Genomic DNA, 17,575 nt, shown 5'->3' with positions numbered 1-17,575 from the left:
CGGCCAACCTGCTCAAGATCACGCAGGGCGGCTGGTTCCCGCTTGCTATCGGGCTGCTCATGTTTGCCGTCATGACCACGTGGGGGCGTGGATGGGAAATCCTGCTGGGAGAAGCCAAGGTGCGGGCCGGGACCACGCCGTTGAAGCCGTTCCTGGAGTCGTTGCTGGCTCGTTCGCCGGTGCGGGTCAGCGGGACGGCGATTTTCCTGTCGCCGGATCCCAACGGCGTACCGCACGCACTGCTGAACAATCTTATGCATAACCAGGTGCTGCACCGGCGCGTGGTGTTCCTGACGGTGGCAAACAAGGAGGTTCCGTGGGTTGAGGAGCGCGAGCGCGTGTCGGTGAAACTGCTGTGTAGCGATTGTTATCACATCACGATCGCTTATGGCTTCAAGGACGAGGTTAACTTGCCGCGTGCTCTTGAAGCATGCAAGGCATATGGCCTGGTGTTCGAGCAGTCGGAGACGTCGTACTTCCTGAGCCGCGCGACTGTGATACCCAAGAAGGATAGGGAGAGGTGTATGGCGTTATGGCGCGAGCGGTTGTTCGGCGTGATGCTGCACAACGTCGGTAATGTTTCTGCGTATCTTAAGTTGCCGACTAATCGTGTGGTTGAATTTGGATCGAAGGTGGAGATTTAAGGGCGTTGGTTTCTGCTGTCCGCCTCATTGATTGCGAGGCGGACAGCAGAACTCACTGCTCTTCGCCGTAGCCGCCCCCAAGGGGTCCGGATGACTAGCGCGACGGCACCTCACGTTGGAACACAACGGTTGGTTTGCTCTTGTATGTCGTCGTGCGGCTTGGCGCGAATGAACATTTCCTGGCGAGCGCAAGCGAGGGCGCATTTTCCGGCGAGATGATGCAGACAATCTCCGCTTCGGGCCAGCGTGTATCCGCCCACTGCAGCGCGGCGCGTACGGCTTCGGTCCCGTAGCCTTGTCCTTGGGACGCTGACGTCAACATCCAACCAATCTCCGGTGCTTCATCGAATGCAGGGTCTATACCTCGCTTGTATTGTCCGAAGCCGACTTCACCAACGAACTTGCCGCTGTGCTTCTCGCTGACCACCCAGTAGCCGAATCCCATCAATGCCCAATGACCCGCGCTTCGAAGCAGGCGTGCCCACGCTTCTTCTTTCGTGAAGGCGTTGCCGGTCACGTGGCGCACGACTTCGAGGTCTGACCACATGGCGTGGATGTCGTCGAAATCGGCTTGTTGTGGTGGGCGCAGGATGAGGCGATCGGTTTCGAGGACGACAGCGAAATGGGGCATGGTCGAAACATGTGGGCGTGAGCAGGACAGGGGCGCCGCTCGCAGCGCAGCCCGAGGAGAACAAGGAATATAACCGCTCAGATGAAGATCGAAAAGTTTGGATGCGCGTAGCGATTTTGCGGGTCGTGCAACCCTCAAGCCATCACGCCGCTATGCTCCGACACCAGCGTCTCGATCAACGCGCTCAGGTCGCGCGTTGCTTCGTTACGCATGGTCGGCGCAACATGAAGTTCCAGCTCCGCAGGCGGCAGCGCCGGCAGACCGTCTGATTCACCGAACGTGCGCCAGCACGCCGGCAGCGTCCGACGATCGATGATCGTCACCGCCGCACCATGATTCACCGCTATGCGGATGCCCGTCGGACTCTGGCTCGTGTACACGAGTTGATAATCCCGCCCGATCGCGGTCAGCGCCTGCAATCCCCGTTGCCGGTAAGTACAGCTTTCATCGAAGAGAGCGAGCGGCACCGGCGCATCCGCAGGCAACACGAAATCGCGATGTGCCGCCCACACCAGTTCCTGACGCGCTAGGGGTTTCCCCCCGGCACGCTCGCCGTGCCGTACAACCAGTGCCAGATCGAGTTCGCCTGCACCCAGCCGCTCAAGTAATTCCAGCGACGTCCGGCAATGAATATGCGGCCGCGCGCCGGGACGTAACGCATAAAACGCCCGCAGCAGTTCCGGCAGCCATAGCTCCGCATAATCTTCGGGCAGCCCGAAGCGAATCACATTGCCCCGGCTACCGCGCGTCAACGATGCAATCGCCTCGTTCTGCACCTGCAATATTCGCCGCGCGTGGATCAGGAAATTCTCGCCATCGCTTGAGAGCGCGAAATGACGGCTATTGCGCAGGAACAGGTGCGCGCCAAGCCGCTCCTCAAGCGTGCGGATACGCAGGCTGATGGTCGATTGCGTGCGATGAAGCTGGCGCGCCGCCGCCGTAAAACCCCCGCTTTCGGCCACTACTACGAACGCACGCACGAGTTCCGCATCGAGTGAAGCGATCTTCGACCAATCGGGTTCGCTAATGGAATCCATCGGAAATACTCGCTTTCCAAAAGAAATTGGCCGCCAAAAGATCGGGCAGTCGTTTGCAGATTGTGTTCGCAGATTGTTGTTGAAGTCGCCCCGTAAATCCACTCGCCAAAATATCGATTTGGAGCCTGCCGTGGTTCTCTCCGTTTCACTTGCCGATGCTGAATGCCTTGATCTCGGCGATATCGTCAACACCGACCGTTATCCCCTGCACGACCCGGACAGCCCGCGCCTGAGCGAGCTGGTGGAAGCCTGCCGCGCCGAGCTGGCAGCTAGCGGGAGCGCCGTGCTGCACGACTTCCTGCGCCCGGAGGCGCTGGAACGGGCACGCAACGAGGGTCGCGCGCTGGCCGCGAAAACCTACTTTTCAACTCGTAAGGTGAACGCCTACTTCACCGCCGATGACCCCACGTTGTCCGACGCCGATCCACGCCGCATCTTCATGGACCGCACCAGCGGTTTCGTGACACGCGACCTGATTCCGGCGGACGCGATCGTGCATCGCATCTATGTCGCCCAGGCGATGAAACGTTTCGTGGCCGCTTGCCTGGGCGAAACGCGGGTGTGGGAATACGCCGATCCGTACGCGGGCCTCGTGCAGAACGTGATGCCGCCCGGCACCGAGCAGCCGTGGCATTACGACACGAACGAATTCATTGTTTCGATGATGACGCAGCAGCCCACCACGGGTGGCGACTTCGAATACTGCCCGAATATTCGTACGCCGCAAGGCGAAAACTACGAAGGCGTCGGCCGGGTGGTACGAGGGGAAACCCGCGAAGCCATCAACGTCATCACCTTGCGTCCGGGTGACCTGCAATTATTCAAGGGCCGCTTTTCGCTGCACCGCGTCACGCAGGTGGCGGGCGATGTCGAGCGCCACACAGCCATTTTTGCGTACTCGCAAAAGCCTGGCGTGATCGGACGGCTTGAGCGGACACGCCAGTTGTATGGCCGTGTTTCGGAAGCTCATCTGGAAGCCGAGCAACGGCTCGTTCGCGCCGATAGCCTGGTTGATTAACGCATCCGATTAACTCTTATAAAAAGTCCACATGTCGATTATTCGTCCCACTCATCTACCTGAAGATTGCGAACCCACGGCCGCAGAAATTGCGCAGATTCAACGTGACCGGCTGGCTGCGGTACGCCGTGAGTTGAAGAAGCGCGATCTCACCGCCGCTGTTCTGTTCGACCCGACTCACATGCGCTACGCCACCGGCTCGCGCAACATGCAGGTCTATTCAATGCGCAACCCCGCTCGCTATGTGTTCGTGCCGGCGGAAGGCAAGGTCGTGCTGTTCGAATACGCCGGTTGCGATTTTCTGGCCGACGGGCTGGACACTGTCGATGAAGTCCGCCCCGCGACCGCGATCTCCTATTACTTCTGCGATGACATGCTTGGCCAGGTTACCGAGCGTTGGGCAGCCGAGATCGATGAGCTGATGAAACGAAGCGGCGGCGGCAAGCGCATCGCGATCGAAAGCGCGACATCCGCAGCAGCGTTCGCGTTGCAGACGCGCGGCTATCAGGTCTTCGATGCGCAGGAGCCGCTCGAACGTGCGCGCGCGATCAAGGTGCCCAACGAGATCAAGATGATCCGCGCGTCGCTGCGTGCGGCTGAAGAAGGCGTGCGCAAGCTGGAAGCGGCGTTGGTGCCGGGCATCAGCGAGAACGAGCTGTGGTCGCATTTGCATCAGCACATCATTGCGACCGATGGCGACTACATTGAAACGCGCCTGATCAGTTCGGGGCCGCGCACCAATCCGTGGTTCCAGGAAAGCAGTCCGCGCAAGATCCAGTCGGGTGAACTCGTCGGGCTTGATACCGACGTGGTCGGCCGCTTTGGCTACTACGCAGATTTTTCGCGGACGTTTCTTTGCGGCGATGTACAAGCGACAGCCGCGCAAAAGAATCTCTACCAGCTTGCGTACGAGCAGATTCACTCGAACATGGAGAACGTGCGCGCCGGCACGACATTCCAGGAGTTCATTGCCCGCGCCTGGAAAATTCCCGAACCTTACCGCGCACGCCGTTATTTCGCGCTTGCTCATGGCGTTGGCATGACGGGCGAGTATCCGTATATCGTGCATAGAGAAGACAACGAGGCCAAGGGGTATGACGGCGTGATCGAGCCGGGCATGACCCTGTGTATCGAAAGCTATATTGGACACGAGGCGGGCGGCGAGGGCGTGAAGCTGGAAGAGCAGCTCTACGTTCGCGACGACGGCCGCGTCGAACTGCTGTCGGACTATCCGTTCGAGGCGCGATTGCTGGCCTGATCCTCGCACGCGATGCGTCATGAAAAATCCGATAACAAACCAACCCCCATAGGTGCAAGACGATGCTCAAACGATTCTTGAAAGCAAGCATTTCGGCGCTGGTCGTGGTTGCCGCAAGCGCCGGCACTGCGCATGCCGCAGGGACTTTCTGCAGCTCGGGCAAGACCGTGCACTTTGCGGGCATTACGTGGGAAAGCGGCGCGTTTGCGACCGAAGTGCTGCGGCAGATCCTTGAAAAGGGCTACGGCTGCGCCACGGACGTCGTGCCCGGCAGCACGGCCGCCACCGAGACCGCGCTGGCAAGCAACGACGTGCAGGTCTGGGCGGAGCAATGGACCGGCCGCAGTGAAATCACATCGAAAGCGGTTGCTGCCGGCAAGGTCAAGCTTATCGGCGACACACTCCCAGGCGGCACGAAAGAGGGTTGGTTCGTGCCCGAATACGTGATCAAGGGCGACGCGTCGCGCAACATCAAGGCCAGCGCGCCTGGCTTGGTTGCGGTCACGGACCTGCCGAAATATAAGGAGCTGTTTGCAGATGATGAAGAACCGGAAAAGGGCCGTTTCCTGAACTGCCCGACAGGCTGGGACTGCGAACGGGTGAACACGCGTTTGCTCAAGGTGCTGGGCCTCGATGCGTCGTACACCAACTTCCATCCGGGCACGGGCGCGGCGCTGGATGCATCGATTGAATCGGCGTATCAGCGCGGCAAGCCGCTGGTGTTTTATTACTGGGGACCGGCTGCGTTGATGGCGAAATACAAGTTCGCCGAACTCAAGATGCCGCCGTATAACGACGCCTGCTGGAAGACTCTTCGCGATGAAAGCAGTACGAAGCAATGTGCATCGTCGTATATGGTGTCGCACGTAACGGTGGGTGTTTCGACGCCTTTCGGCGAAGCGGAACCGCAAGCGATCGAAATGTTCTCGAAGGTCCATTTTCCGATGGACTTCCTGAACAGCACGATTCTTGAAATGACATCGAAGAAGATCGACGGCTCGGCCATGGCCACCACGTTCCTGCGCACGCACCCTGAGATGTGGAAGACCTGGGTGCCGGCCGACGTAGCGGCCAAGGTGCAGGCCAAGCTCGGCACTTAAAAAAACGGACCCTCCCGTCACCGCGACCCTTCTCAAGACGAGTGAACCATGACGTCCATCTTTCCGCATCTATCGCTTGCCGACCCGATTAACGACAAGGTCGCATTGCTGGTCCAGAACTATGGCGATGCCTTCCACTCGTTCAGTCTGGTCGTGCTGAAATACCTGCTGGTGCCGCTGGAAAGCGGCTTGCGGATCACGCCGCCGTGGCTGTTGTTACTTCTCGCCGGCCTGCTCGCATGGCACGCCACGCGCAAGCTCTCGCTGGCCGCGTTGTTCGTGCTGCTGCTCTACGCAATCGGCGCGTTCGGGCTGTGGGACAAGCTGATGCAGACGCTCGCGCTGATGCTGGTCGCAACCGTCCTGTCGATCGTGCTTGGCATCCCGCTTGGCATCCTGTGCTCGCAGAACCGCTGGGTCCGCCGGGGGTTGTTGCCCGTGCTCGACGTGATGCAGACGTTGCCCAGTTTCGTGTACCTGATCCCGGTGCTGATGTTATTCGGGCTGGGCAAGGTGCCCGCCATTTTCGCCACCGTGATCTATTCGTTGCCGCCGCTGATCCGGCTCACGGACCTAGGGATCCGGCAGGTCGACGGCGACGTGGTGGAAGCTGCGCGCTCCTTCGGCACGACACGCTTCCAGATGCTGATAGGCGTGCAGTTGCCGCTCGCGCGGCCGAGCATCATGGCCGGTATCAACCAGACCACCATGATGTCGTTGTCCATGGTCGTGATTGCATCGATGATCGGCTCGCGCGGCCTGGGCGAAGACGTGCTCGCCGGCATCCAGACACTTGATGTCGGCAAGGGCATGCAGGCGGGCATCGCCATTGTGATCCTGGCGATAGTAATCGACCGGATCTCGCAGGGGTATGGGCAGGAACGGCGTGCACGCATGGCGCTGAGCGCGAACAGGAAGGCACGCGTGCAGGCTCGTCAAAGCGCGCGCAGCGCCGGTCTCGGCGAGCCGGAAGCGGCGGGCGACGCCGCATCGCGTCAGGTCTGACCCTCATCTATCCCTCTAGCGGAGCGCGAACATGACAGCTATCCGAGTCAGCAACGTCTACAAGATCTTCGGGCCGACGATGACCCATGCACGCGTGATCGACATGCTCAGGCACGGCGCGTCGAAGGCGGACGTACTCGCCGACAACGGCTGTAACGTCGGCCTCAACAACATCAACCTGAAAATCGAGGCCGGTCAGATCTTCGTGATCATGGGCTTGTCCGGGTCCGGCAAGTCCACGCTCGTACGACACTTCAACCGGCTGATCGATCCGAGCGCGGGCGAGATCGTGATCGACGGAGAGAACATCCTGTCGCTCAACGCGGCGGGGCTGCGCGAATTCCGGCGGCATCGCGTGAGCATGGTGTTCCAGAACTTCGGTCTGTTGCCTCATGCAACGGTGCTGGAGAACGCGGCGTACGCATTGCGTGTAAGAGGCGAGCGCCACGATGTGGCGAACCAGAAGGCCCGTGCCTGGCTCGGCAAGGTTGGCCTGGATGGTTACGGCGATAAATTCCCCGACGAGCTCTCGGGCGGGATGCGCCAGCGCGTGGGGCTGGCCCGTGCATTAGCGGCTGACACGGAAGTGCTGCTGATGGACGAAGCATTTTCGGCACTTGATCCGTTGATTCGGACCGAGATGCAGGATCAGTTGCTCGAGCTGCAGAGGACGTTGAACAAGACCATTGTTTTCATCACACACGACCTGGACGAAGCATTGCGGCTCGGCACGCAGATCGCGATTCTCCGCGATGGCGAACTCGTGCAACAAGGCACGCCTGAGGACATCGTGCGTTTCCCCGCGAATGACTATGTCCGCCGGTTCGTCGAGCGTCGCGCCGAACGCGTCGCGTAACTCAATTAGTGAGCACGATTGACTGAACGCAGGACAGGGCCCGTAACAAGGGCCCTGGAAACACACGCTCACTGCAACCTTCACATCTTGATGACATCCATCACGGTTTTCTTCTTGTCCTTGAACTGATAAATCGTGATGGCTGCATCCTTGAGATCGCCATGCGGATCGAACGCAATGCGGCCGATCACGCCGTCATATTGAGTCGATGGCATCGCGGCAAGCACCTTGGTGCGGTCCGTCGAGTCAGCGCGTTTCATCGCGTTGTAGATCACGTAGACAGCGTCGTAGGTGAACGGCGCGTATGCATCGATCGGCGTATTGAAACGGGCCGCGTAGCGTTTTTCGAAGTCCTGTCCCTTGGGCATCTTCGAGAGCGCCAAGCCCGCCTCTGAACAGGTCACGTTGCCGATCGCATCGCCGGCGAGATCGATCATCTTCTCCGTGCATGCGCCGTCGCCGCCCAGCACCTTCGCCGTGATCCCGAGATTGCCCGCCTGCTTGGCCAATGGCCCGGCGGTGGCGTCAGAGCCGCCGTACATAATGACGTCGGGACGCAAGCCTTTTATCTTCGTCAGAATCGCGCGGAAGTCGGTCGCCTTGTCGTTGGTTGCTTCGCGCGTGACGATCGTGCTGCCGTTCGCTTTCGCGGCCTTTTCGAATTCATCGGCGAGTCCCTGGCCGTAGGCAGTGGAGTCGTCGATGATGGCGATCCGCTTCGCATGCAGCGAGTCGAGCGCGTAGTGGGCGAGTGCGGGCCCCTGAAGTGCGTCGGTAGCGACGACGCGAAACGTGGTCTTGTATCCCTGCAGCGTATACGTGGGATTGGTCGAACCTTGCGAAATCTGCACGATGCCCGCTTCGCTGTAGATCTTCGACGCAGGGATCGAGACGCCCGAATTGATGTCGCCGACAACCGCCGCCACGCCGTCGTCCACCAGCTTCTGCGCGACCTGCGTGCCGGTGCGCGGATCGGCGGCGTCGTCCTGGGAGTCGAGCTGAAACTTGACTGGCTTGCCGCCGATGGTCGGGTGCTGGCCGTTGATCTCGTCGATCGCCAGCCGCGCAGCATTTTCGCTGTCCTTGCCCATGTGGGAAAGCTGCCCGGTCAACGGCGCAGCGTGGCCGATCAGGACGACCGTTGGGTCGGCGGCGTAGCTTTGTCCGCTAATAGTCAGGAGAACCGCGGCAGCGAGGGCGGAGCAAGCGGGACGCGAGAAACGAAGCGGGGCGGAAGAGGAGGTCACGAGCGGATCCTTGGGGCTTGGAGAGTGAGCGGGCTGGCCGCGTTCATCGAACACGACCAGCAACACGGGCAGCGAATGAGGCTCAGTATTCAAAGGCCAATTTGCCCCGTCCAGCGACTAATTCTGTTGGCCGGCAATAAACAAATCTAATGCCTCGCTAAAGTCGCCCGGGTTGCGGAGCCGGGCGTCCGCACCACTTCATTCAACATGGGCCAGCGCGTCGACCCCATAGCGGTGCCGAAGGCTGCGTCCGAGTACCGGATCATGTAGCTCGAGCTCATAGCCCGCTCCTGCGCTCAGTTCGCCGAGCACCGCTTGCGTGCCGCAGAACATCGCCGATCCGGGCGGCATGGCGGCCGCGCGGAAACCTCGTTCGATCAGGTCTTCCGGATGCAGCAAGCGGGCGAGCGTGCCCTCCTGGTACAGCACGGGTTTGGCAGCACCGTCGATCCGCCAACTGCGCGCGATCAACGAATCCCAGTGCGGGGCGACATCGGCATAACGCCAGAGCGCGGTGCTCACCGGCTTCGCGCACATCTGCTTTGACACGGCGACGTCGTAACTTTCCACGCGGCGATCCGTATGATCGGACCCTATGCCGACGAGCAAGCCATCGGTTGCGGTCTGGATCAGCACGACCTCGACCTCGCCGGACGAGTGCGTGCCCACAACAATGATTGCGTCCTCGGTCGTCAGCAAGGCCGGCGCGACCAGGTAGAACGTCGGCACCGACACCGGACGTTTGACCCCGAGCGCTTCCAGTTCGCGGATATGGTGCTCGACGTCGCGCGCATCGCGCCCTGCCCAGCCGGCAATGACCAGGCGGTTCACCGTCAGCTCAATACCCGCGCCGTCATCTATCGTGCATTCAAGTGTCTTCATCAAAACCTTTCACCCGGTGGATTTAATGAATGACAGTCTTGAAGAAGGGCATGGCGATGTCCAACAAGTAAATGTAGGTCCCTGTGGTCACTTTTTCTTGTCACGCCGAAATTCTTCCAGCTATAAACTGACGGGGAATGATTCGGTCGATGCTTGCCGCTTCGCCACTCAACGCATCAGCCGGAGTGCGCCATGAATGTCCGTTTTCTCGAAACGTTTGTATGGCTCGCCAAACTGCGTAACTTCCGGATGACGGCCGAGCACCTGCACGCGACCCAGGCCGCCATCTCCAGCCGAATATCTGCTCTGGAACAGGAGTTTGGCGTGCGTCTGTTCGACCGTGGACCACGCGATGTGACGCTCACGCAGGAAGGAACCAAGGCGCTTGCGTTCGCGGAGCAGATCCTGAAGTTGAACCGGGACATGCTCGCAAGCGTCAGCGACCGCTCCAAAGTATCGGGGCTGCTGCGGCTGGGCGTGATCGAGTCGGTCGTGCATACATGGTTGCCGAACCTGTTGAAGCGGGTGCGGGAGGAGTACCCGAACCTGACGATTGAACTGACGTCGGACACCACGGCCAATCTTTCCGGGCATCTCATCAATGGCAACGTCGACGTCGCGTTGCTGACCACGAACGTGACGGGTAGCGACGCCGTCAACATTCCGCTGGGGACACTCCCCATGCGATGGGTGGCGAGTCCTTCGCTCAATCTATCGGCTGAAGCACTGTCGGAGGCCGAGCTGGCTGCGTTTCCCATCGTCAGTTTTGCGCGGCACTCGGCGCCGCATGGCTTCCTCACTGACTTGTTCGGGGCCAGCGGGGAGACCACCGTCCAGATCAATTGTGTCTCGTCGGTGGCCGCGATCATCCGTCTTGTCATCGATGGATTCGGCATAGCCGTGCTGCCGACCGCATTCGTCATGCACGAGTTGCAATCGGGGAGCCTGCAATTGTTGCAGGTGACGCACCGCGTTCCGGCGCTTGCGCTCGTTGCCACGTTCAGGCGCAGCCCGGACAGCCTGCTGTGCGAATCGATCACGCGCCTTGCATTGCAAGTGGTGCGCGATTTCAGCCTCGCCAATGGCCCCGATTTCGCGCTGCTCCCCAGCACGAACGAAACACCGGTTCCATCATCAGCCCTCCACGCTCCGCCAAAAAATGCCGACTGATCCCTATCTTTCTCTCACGATTCAACCGCTCAGCGCCGAGGCCTTTAACCCTTATGGCTGGATGCTGGGCAAGCCGCTTAAAACCGACGGCCATGTTCCCGCATACACTAGTCCGGCTTCGGATTTCTGGCGCGAACATCTCTTCGATACCGGCGTGGCCGGTGAGTCCGAAGTGCTATGGGTCAAGTACCGGAACGCTGACGAAACGGTCGCAAGCCTCGAAGCCCATTGGCTCACGCAGCAAGCCATCGTGCCGCTGACCGCGCCTGTCATCCAGATCGTCGCAACGAGCACGGAGGGCGGCCAACCCGATATGGAATCACTGCGTGCGTTTTGGGTGCCGCAAGGCGAGGGTGTCTGCATGCGGCCGCACTGCTGGCACGCAACGCGCGTGTCGCAAGGCGAGTCGACGTGCCTGATGCTCACCCGGCGCTCGACCACCTACGACCTGGTCGTCCATCTGGAGACGGGAGCGCCGGCGTGCGAAAGCGCAATCAAGTCGATTCCGACGCATAGGCTCGTGGGGTTGTAGTTCCCAGGACCACGTCCCTCTCAAGCCCGCTTCAACCGCTCCAGCTTACCCGCCGCCGCCATCCGATCGTCGTGTGTTTCTCGCAGTATGTCGACGAATTCCATGGTCAAACGAGTTCGCGGCTGATGCGGGGGAAACAGCAAATAAATGGGAAACAGGACCGCTGGCGTGAATGGACGGATCTCGATGCCAGGACCGGCAAAATCTTGTGCAACGATGGGATGCGACAGCGTCACGCCCATGCCGCAGCGAACCATCTCGCAGCAGATGGCGGAGTATTGAGCCTCGATTGCCATCACCCGTTCAACGCCTGCATGTGCGAAGACCTCGTCCATCTGTGCGCGTGTGCCGTCGCCATGACACAGCGATATATAGGGTTCTCCCTGAAAATCTTTCGGCTTCAGCGACGTTTTTTTCGCCAGCCGATGACCCGCAGGCAGCACACCTACCGCCGCCACTTTCGATAACAACTCGACCTCGCAATTGGACGCCTCGCTGGGATAGATCGCGACCCCAAGGTCGCAGAACTGCGAACTCGTCCAGTGATTGACGGTGCCTGAGGTGTTCACGTGCAGCGAGATGGTGACTTCCGGATGCAATGCCTGGAAGCGCTGGATCGCGTGCGGCACGAGCGTCATTCCTGCCGACGGCATTGCTGCAATGCGCAATCGACCGGTTCCCAGATTCTTGATCTGGGCCGCCGCATTCGTCAGCCCCTGCAGGCCCACATACGCGCGTTCCACTTCGCGAAAAAATGCATTGCCCTCGCTGGTGGGAATCAACCGGACGCCGCTGCGCTGGAACAGCAACAGCCCGGTTTCGCGTTCGAGTTGCGAGATCAAGCGGCTGATATTGGGCTGCGACGTGAACAATTCCTTGGCTGCCGCGGTCATTGAACCCGCCAGCATGACCGCCCGAAACGCCTCTATGTGCTTAAGATTCATTGAACGAAACCCATATCATCCTTGTATGGATAGTTATTTTATTCTTATTGGACGATATGCCCTGCGACGAACAAAATAATTTTGCCTGACCACATTCCCCCAAGCGTTCGCGCCGCATAGTCTGGAGAACCGCACATGAAACAACTGCAGCAAATCCGTTGCCTGTCGTCTACTCATTTGTCTTCTCGTTCGTATCTGCGGCCGCTGCTGGCCGCGCTCGTTTGTGCCGGGGCGTTGTCAGGATCGCTGCTGGCGCACGCTGAAACCACGCTGTATGTGGCGAATGTCGGCGGCTCGAACGAGACCATGTATCGCGACAAGATCATTCCGCCGTTCGAGAAGGCGCACGACGTCAAGATCGTCTATGTGGCGGGTAATTCCAGCGACACACTCGCGAAATTGCAGGCGCAAAAAGGGCATCAGCAAATCAACGTCGCGGTAATGGATGACGGTCCGATGTACCAGGCGATGCAGATGGGTTTGTGCGCGAAGGTCGAGGAAGCTCCGGTGATGAAGGACCTGTATCCGCTTGCGCGTCTTGGCCCGACGTCGGTGGGTGTCGGCATGGTCGCGACCGGGATTGGCTATAACGCGGACGCCTTCAAGAAGATGGGCCTGCCCGCACCGGATTCCTGGAGCGTGCTGTACGACAAGCGCCTGAAGGGCAAGCTCGGCATGCCGCCTATCACCAACACATACGGCCTGCATACGCTGGTAATGCTCGCCCGTTTGAATGGCGGCGGCGAGAAGAATATAGATCCGGGATTTACCGCGATGACCAAGCAGGTTGCACCGGATGTCCTCTCGTGGGCGCCGACGCCCGGTGAGATGGACGGCCTGATGCAAAGCGGCGACGTGATCCTCGCACCGTATGGCAGCGGCCGCGCTGTTGCGCTGCAGAACACCGGTTTCCCGCTCAAGTTCTTTTATCCGAAAGAGGGCGGCGTCGCGCTGCAGGTCGGCGCCTGCGCCGTGGCCGAGAACGCGCAGCCCGCGTTGTCGCAGCAGTTCATTCAGTATCTGTTGAGCCCGCAAGTGCAGATGATCCAGGCGCAGGCGATTGGCCTCGGTCCGGTCAACAAGACCGTGCAACTGACGCCGGAAGTGGCGGCGCGCGTGCCGTATGGTCCTGAGCAGATATCGAAGCTGGTCGCAGTGGACTGGACGACGATCAACCAACATAGAACCGAGTGGACCGAACGCTGGAATCGCAGCGTGGAGCGGTGAGCTTCACGCTGATCTATCGGACCCGACCGCCGACTTTAACTCACGGACGCACATGAGCTTTCTGACCCTCAAAGGCATCTCGAAGCACTACGGCGACTTCACCGCGATCGAGCATATTGACCTCGATGTTGAGCGTGGTGAGTTCCTGTCGCTGCTCGGTCCATCCGGTTGCGGCAAGACCACGACCCTGCAGATGATCGCGGGTTTTGTCACGCCAAGCACCGGCACCATCCTGCTCGATGGTCGCGACATCACGCATGAGCGGCCAGAGAAACGTGGCATGGGTGTGGTGTTCCAGAGCTATGCGTTGTTCCCGCATATGACCGTGAACGGCAACGTCGGCTTCGGCCTGGAAATGCGCAACATGAAACGCGCGGCACGCGCCGAACGTGTGGCCGAAGCGCTCGACCTGGTGCGTTTGAACGGACTGGGCGGCCGTTATCCGAAAGAGTTGTCGGGTGGCCAGCGGCAACGTGTGGCGATTGCCCGCGCGCTTGCCATGCGTCCCGAACTACTGTTGCTCGACGAACCGATGTCCAATCTCGATGCCAAGTTGCGCGAGGAAATGCACATCGAATTGCGGTCGATTCAAAAGCGCTTGGGCATCACAACCATTCTTGTCACGCACGATCAGGTCGAAGCCATGACCATGAGCGATCGCATTGCGGTGATGCATCGTGGAAAGATTGCTCAACTGAGCACGCCGTTCGAAGCGTACGAGCGGCCCGAGACGCCGTTTGCATCGGCATTTCTGGGGAAAACCAATCTGCTGCCCGGCGCGGTATTGCGTCTCAACGCGCGCTGCGCTGAAGTCGACGTGGCGGGCATCACGCTCAAGGTGCCCCACGAAGGCCGCGATGTGCAGGGCGAGGTGAACGTGTATATCCGCCCGGAGAAGGTTCATCTCACGACCATGGATACAGCAGGTGTGCGTGCTACTGGCCGCATCACCACGCGGGTATTCACCGGCAACCAGTGGCTTCTGCTGATCGATACCGGTCTTGGGCAACTGAGCGTGGCGCAGTCGAACAACGGCGCACCGCCGCCCGATGAAGGCGCGCAAGTCGGCGTGGCATGGTCGGACGACGACTTGCGTGTGCTCCAGAAGGAGGGACACCATGGCCACGCTTGACAACGATCGCGCGGGCGCCGCGCCGTGGCTCCTGTCCGCCCCCGCGTTGCTGTTATTCGGCAGTCTGCTGCTGGTGCCGCTACTGTTGACGCTGGTGTTGTCCTTCCACGTTTTCAGCGACAGCCAGGGCACGCTCGCCACCTACACGCTGCGCAACTACCTCGAAGTCATCACCGATCCCTACTACGGCGCAATCTTCGCGCGCACCGCAGGCATGGCGTTCGCCGTGACCTTCCTCTGTATTCTGCTTGGCGTGCCCGAGACCATCGTGCTCGCGCGGATGAAACGCCCGTGGCAGTCCATCTGCCTGCTCATCGTGCTCGGTCCGCTGTTGATATCGGTGGTGGTGCGCACGCTCGGCTGGCAGATCCTGCTTGGTAACAACGGCGTACTGAACAATGCGTTGCAGGCGCTTCACATCACGGATGAACCTGTCCGTCTGGTCTTCACCATGACCGGCGTTGTGATCGCGCTGACGCACGTGCTGGTGCCCTTCATGGTGATGTCGGTATGGGCGACGTTGCAGAAGCTGGATCCGCAAGTGGAATGGGCCGGCCGGTCGATGGGCGCCTCGCCCTTTCGCGTGTTCCGGCGTGTGGTGCTGCCGCAGATCCTGCCGGGCATCCTGTCTGGATCGATCATAGTGTTCGCGCTCTCGGCATCCGCATTTGCAACGCCCTCGCTGATCGGCGGTCGACGTCTCAAGGTGGTTGCGACCGCCGCGTACGACGAGTTCCTCGGTACGCTGAACTGGCCTTTGGGCGCGACAATCGCTGTCCTGTTACTGATTGCCAACGTGGCAATCGTGCTGGGCTGCAGTCGTCTTGCCGAGCGCCGCTTCAAGCACATCTTCGATTGAACCGGGAGACGTCATGAAACAAAACGGATTCCTGGGGCTGCTATTCAACGCGCTGTTTCTCGCGTTCATCGCAGCGCCGCTGGTTGTCGTGATCGCGGTCTCATTCACCGACAAGGGCTTCATTTCCCTGCCGTTCGATGGTGCGTCGCTGCGCTGGTTCAGAGCGCTCCTGCACAACGACCAGATTGTCGATGCCTTCTGGCTCTCGGTGCGCCTCGCGCTGGTGGCGGCGACAATCGGGGTAGCGCTCGCGTTGCCGGCGGCGCTGGCCATTGCCCGATATCGCTTCCCCGGACGCGGCGCGCTGACCGGCTTTTTCCTCTCGCCCATGATGATTCCCGCCGTGGTGCTAGGCATCGCGTTCCTGCGATTCTTGAGCTTGCTTGGACTCGGCGGGTCGTTCTGGGCGCTCTGCGCGACGCACGTGATCATTGTGTTGCCCTACGCGTTGCGGTTGGCGTTGTCATCTGCTATTGGCCTTGATCGCGATGCCGAACGGGCGGCATTGTCGTGCGGTGCGAGTCGCTTCACCGCCTTTCGCCGCGTCGTGCTACCGATGATCCGCACTGGCGTGGCCGGCGGCTGGGTGCTGTCGTTCATCCAGAGTTTCGACGAACTCACCATGACCATTTTTGTCGCGACACCGGGCACGACCACGCTGCCCGTCGCGATGTATAACCAGATCGCGCAGACGATCGATCCACTGGTGGCCTCCGTGTCTACCGTGTTGATCGTCGGCACAATCGTACTGATGCTGGTGCTCGACCGGATGGTTGGTCTGGACCGCGTCCTGATTGGAGAAACACGATGAGAGGTCATTCAGTCGACAGTCCCGATGTGCTGGTGGTCGGGGGTGGGCTGGTAGGAACCGCGGTGGCCTACGGGCTGGCGCGCGAAGGGGCAAAGGTCACGGTGCTGGACCAGGGCGATGGCGGCTTTCGCGCGTCGCGCGGCAATTTTGGGCTGGTGTGGGTGCAGGGCAAAGGCTACGGTTTGTCCCCGTACGCGCGCTGGTCGCGCAGTTCGTCAAGACTGTGGCCGGGGCTCGCAGCGGCGTTGCTGGAAGAGACCGGCATTGATGTATCGCTGAAGCAGCCGGGCGGTTTCCACCTGTGTTTCTCCGACGAAGAATTGGCTGAACGCGAGAAGCGTCTCTCCACGCTACAGACAGAGCTTGGCGGTGAGTATCCGTATCAACTGCTTGATGCGCGGGAGTTGCGCGAACGTATTCCGGTCGTAGGACCTGAAGTCATCGGCGCAAGTTATACGCCCATGGACGGCCATGTGAATCCGCTCAAGCTGCTGCGTGCGCTACACGACGCCATGCAACGGCGCGGCGTGACGCTCATCAACGGCGAAGATATCGGACGGATCGTTCCTGAGCCGAACGGCTTCGCCGTGCACAGCAAGAACGCTGTGTGGCGCGCGCCGAAAGTTGTCCTGTCTGCAGGCCTTGGCAACCGCGCGCTCAGCGCCCAAGTGGGTCTGCATGCGCCGGTTGCACCGAATCGCGGACAGGTGCTGGTCAGTGAACGTGTCGCTCCGTTCCTGCATTACCCGACCATCAATGTGCGTCAGACCGATGAAGGCTCGGTGCAGTTCGGCGACTCAATGGAAGAGGTTGGCTACAACGACTTCACCACCGCTGATGTGCTGTCGACCATCGCGCGGCGCGGCGTGCGTGCATTCCCTTTGTTGAAGAACGTGCGGCTGGTACGCACGTGGGCTGCGCTGCGTGTCTACAGCCCCGACGGCTTCCCGATCTACGAACAGTCGCTGCAGTATCCGGGCGCGTTCGTCGTGACCTGTCACAGCGGCGTGACGCTCGCGGCGGCGCATGCCATGCGCATCGCTCCATGGATCAAGGGTGGTCCGATCCCCGATGAACTCACCGCATTCCGGGGTGGCCGTTTTCTCGCCGCCGAGCACGCGACCAGTCATGCTCACTAGCCGCTTCAACGTCTCGCTTGCATCGGCTCCGGCAGCAACGGCTTGCCATTGCCATTGCCGTTGTCCACTTGCCGCGATGCGTC

The 17,575-nt window shown here is 60.5% G+C and carries 18 protein-coding genes; 13 read left to right on the top strand and 5 right to left on the bottom strand.

What is annotated here, in order from left to right; genetic code table 11:
- A partial coding sequence (locus JWR14_RS03200; protein ID WP_299701200.1) for a KUP/HAK/KT family potassium transporter occupies positions 1-644 on the top strand: 644 nt, incomplete at its 5' end.
- A 94-nt stretch (positions 645-738) separates the two neighbouring features.
- Here JWR14_RS03200 and JWR14_RS03195 read toward each other — a convergent pair.
- Together JWR14_RS03195 and JWR14_RS03190 are read right to left on the bottom strand one after the other, a co-directional pair.
- On the bottom strand, positions 739-1,275 hold the full coding sequence (locus JWR14_RS03195) for a GNAT family N-acetyltransferase (protein ID WP_299701197.1): 537 nt from the start codon (positions 1,273-1,275) through the stop codon (positions 739-741).
- Positions 1,276-1,409: 134 nt separating this feature from the next.
- On the bottom strand, positions 1,410-2,312 hold the full coding sequence (locus JWR14_RS03190; RefSeq protein WP_299701194.1) for a LysR substrate-binding domain-containing protein: 903 nt from the start codon (positions 2,310-2,312) through the stop codon (positions 1,410-1,412).
- Between the two features lie 130 nt (positions 2,313-2,442).
- Between JWR14_RS03190 and JWR14_RS03185 the strand changes: the two genes are divergently transcribed.
- The 5 genes from JWR14_RS03185 to JWR14_RS03165 all read left to right on the top strand — a co-directional run bounded on the left by JWR14_RS03185 (position 2,443) and on the right by JWR14_RS03165 (position 7,549).
- Positions 2,443-3,330, top strand: a complete 888-nt coding sequence (locus JWR14_RS03185) for a hypothetical protein (protein WP_299701191.1) — start codon at positions 2,443-2,445, stop codon at positions 3,328-3,330.
- A 31-nt stretch (positions 3,331-3,361) separates the two neighbouring features.
- Positions 3,362-4,588 carry a Xaa-Pro peptidase family protein gene (locus tag JWR14_RS03180; RefSeq protein ID WP_299701188.1) on the top strand — a complete coding sequence of 409 codons (1,227 nt, stop codon included), beginning with the start codon at positions 3,362-3,364 and terminating at the stop codon, positions 4,586-4,588.
- 62 nt (positions 4,589-4,650) lie between these two features.
- Positions 4,651-5,688: an ABC transporter substrate-binding protein gene (locus tag JWR14_RS03175; RefSeq protein ID WP_299701186.1), complete on the top strand. Its 1,038-nt coding sequence runs from the start codon at positions 4,651-4,653 to the stop codon at positions 5,686-5,688.
- A 48-nt stretch (positions 5,689-5,736) separates the two neighbouring features.
- On the top strand, positions 5,737-6,693 hold the full coding sequence (locus JWR14_RS03170; protein ID WP_299701183.1) for a proline/glycine betaine ABC transporter permease: 957 nt from the start codon (positions 5,737-5,739) through the stop codon (positions 6,691-6,693).
- Between the two features lie 31 nt (positions 6,694-6,724).
- Complete coding sequence (locus JWR14_RS03165) at positions 6,725-7,549, top strand: betaine/proline/choline family ABC transporter ATP-binding protein (RefSeq protein WP_299701181.1); 825 nt, start codon at positions 6,725-6,727, stop codon at positions 7,547-7,549.
- A gap of 80 nt (positions 7,550-7,629) precedes the next feature.
- On the opposite strand, the gene JWR14_RS03160 is transcribed toward JWR14_RS03165, so the two are convergent.
- Positions 7,630-8,727 carry a branched-chain amino acid ABC transporter substrate-binding protein gene (locus JWR14_RS03160; protein ID WP_299701203.1) on the bottom strand — a complete coding sequence of 366 codons (1,098 nt, stop codon included), beginning with the start codon at positions 8,725-8,727 and terminating at the stop codon, positions 7,630-7,632.
- 267 nt (positions 8,728-8,994) lie between these two features.
- Positions 8,995-9,678, bottom strand: a complete 684-nt coding sequence (locus tag JWR14_RS03155) for a DUF2848 domain-containing protein (RefSeq protein WP_299701179.1) — start codon at positions 9,676-9,678, stop codon at positions 8,995-8,997.
- 192 nt (positions 9,679-9,870) lie between these two features.
- On the opposite strand from JWR14_RS03155, the gene JWR14_RS03150 reads away from it, so the two are divergent.
- Positions 9,871-10,848: a LysR family transcriptional regulator gene (locus tag JWR14_RS03150; protein ID WP_299701177.1), complete on the top strand. Its 978-nt coding sequence runs from the start codon at positions 9,871-9,873 to the stop codon at positions 10,846-10,848.
- Positions 10,838-11,380: an ureidoglycolate lyase gene (locus tag JWR14_RS03145; RefSeq protein ID WP_299701173.1), complete on the top strand. Its 543-nt coding sequence runs from the start codon at positions 10,838-10,840 to the stop codon at positions 11,378-11,380. Before JWR14_RS03150 ends, JWR14_RS03145 begins: the two co-directional genes overlap by 11 nt.
- A gap of 20 nt (positions 11,381-11,400) precedes the next feature.
- On the opposite strand, the gene JWR14_RS03140 is transcribed toward JWR14_RS03145, so the two are convergent.
- Positions 11,401-12,324 (bottom strand): LysR substrate-binding domain-containing protein, encoded by a 924-nt coding sequence (locus JWR14_RS03140; protein ID WP_299701170.1) that lies wholly within the window; start codon positions 12,322-12,324, stop codon positions 11,401-11,403.
- A gap of 135 nt (positions 12,325-12,459) precedes the next feature.
- On the opposite strand from JWR14_RS03140, the gene JWR14_RS03135 reads away from it, so the two are divergent.
- Genes JWR14_RS03135 through JWR14_RS03115 form a run of 5 tightly spaced genes read left to right on the top strand, consistent with a single transcriptional unit; the run spans position 12,460 to position 17,492 of the window.
- Positions 12,460-13,551, top strand: coding sequence for an ABC transporter substrate-binding protein (locus tag JWR14_RS03135; RefSeq protein ID WP_299701167.1), 1,092 nt, complete (start codon positions 12,460-12,462; stop codon positions 13,549-13,551).
- Positions 13,552-13,603: 52 nt separating this feature from the next.
- Positions 13,604-14,683, top strand: coding sequence for an ABC transporter ATP-binding protein (locus JWR14_RS03130; RefSeq protein WP_299701164.1), 1,080 nt, complete (start codon positions 13,604-13,606; stop codon positions 14,681-14,683).
- On the top strand, positions 14,670-15,542 hold the full coding sequence (locus tag JWR14_RS03125; protein ID WP_299701161.1) for an ABC transporter permease: 873 nt from the start codon (positions 14,670-14,672) through the stop codon (positions 15,540-15,542). The genes JWR14_RS03130 and JWR14_RS03125 overlap by 14 nt, the downstream gene beginning before the upstream one ends.
- Positions 15,543-15,555: 13 nt before the next feature.
- Complete coding sequence (locus JWR14_RS03120) at positions 15,556-16,353, top strand: ABC transporter permease (protein WP_299701158.1); 798 nt, start codon at positions 15,556-15,558, stop codon at positions 16,351-16,353.
- Complete coding sequence (locus tag JWR14_RS03115; protein WP_299701155.1) at positions 16,350-17,492, top strand: FAD-dependent oxidoreductase; 1,143 nt, start codon at positions 16,350-16,352, stop codon at positions 17,490-17,492. Before JWR14_RS03120 ends, JWR14_RS03115 begins: the two co-directional genes overlap by 4 nt.
- The last annotated feature ends 83 nt before the right edge of the window (positions 17,493-17,575 follow it).

This window comes from Caballeronia sp. (assembly GCF_028292365.1).
Lineage (GTDB): Bacteria > Pseudomonadota > Gammaproteobacteria > Burkholderiales > Burkholderiaceae > Caballeronia.
Note: the sequence above shows the minus strand (reverse complement) of the source record. Positions and strands in the feature narration are given on the sequence as shown.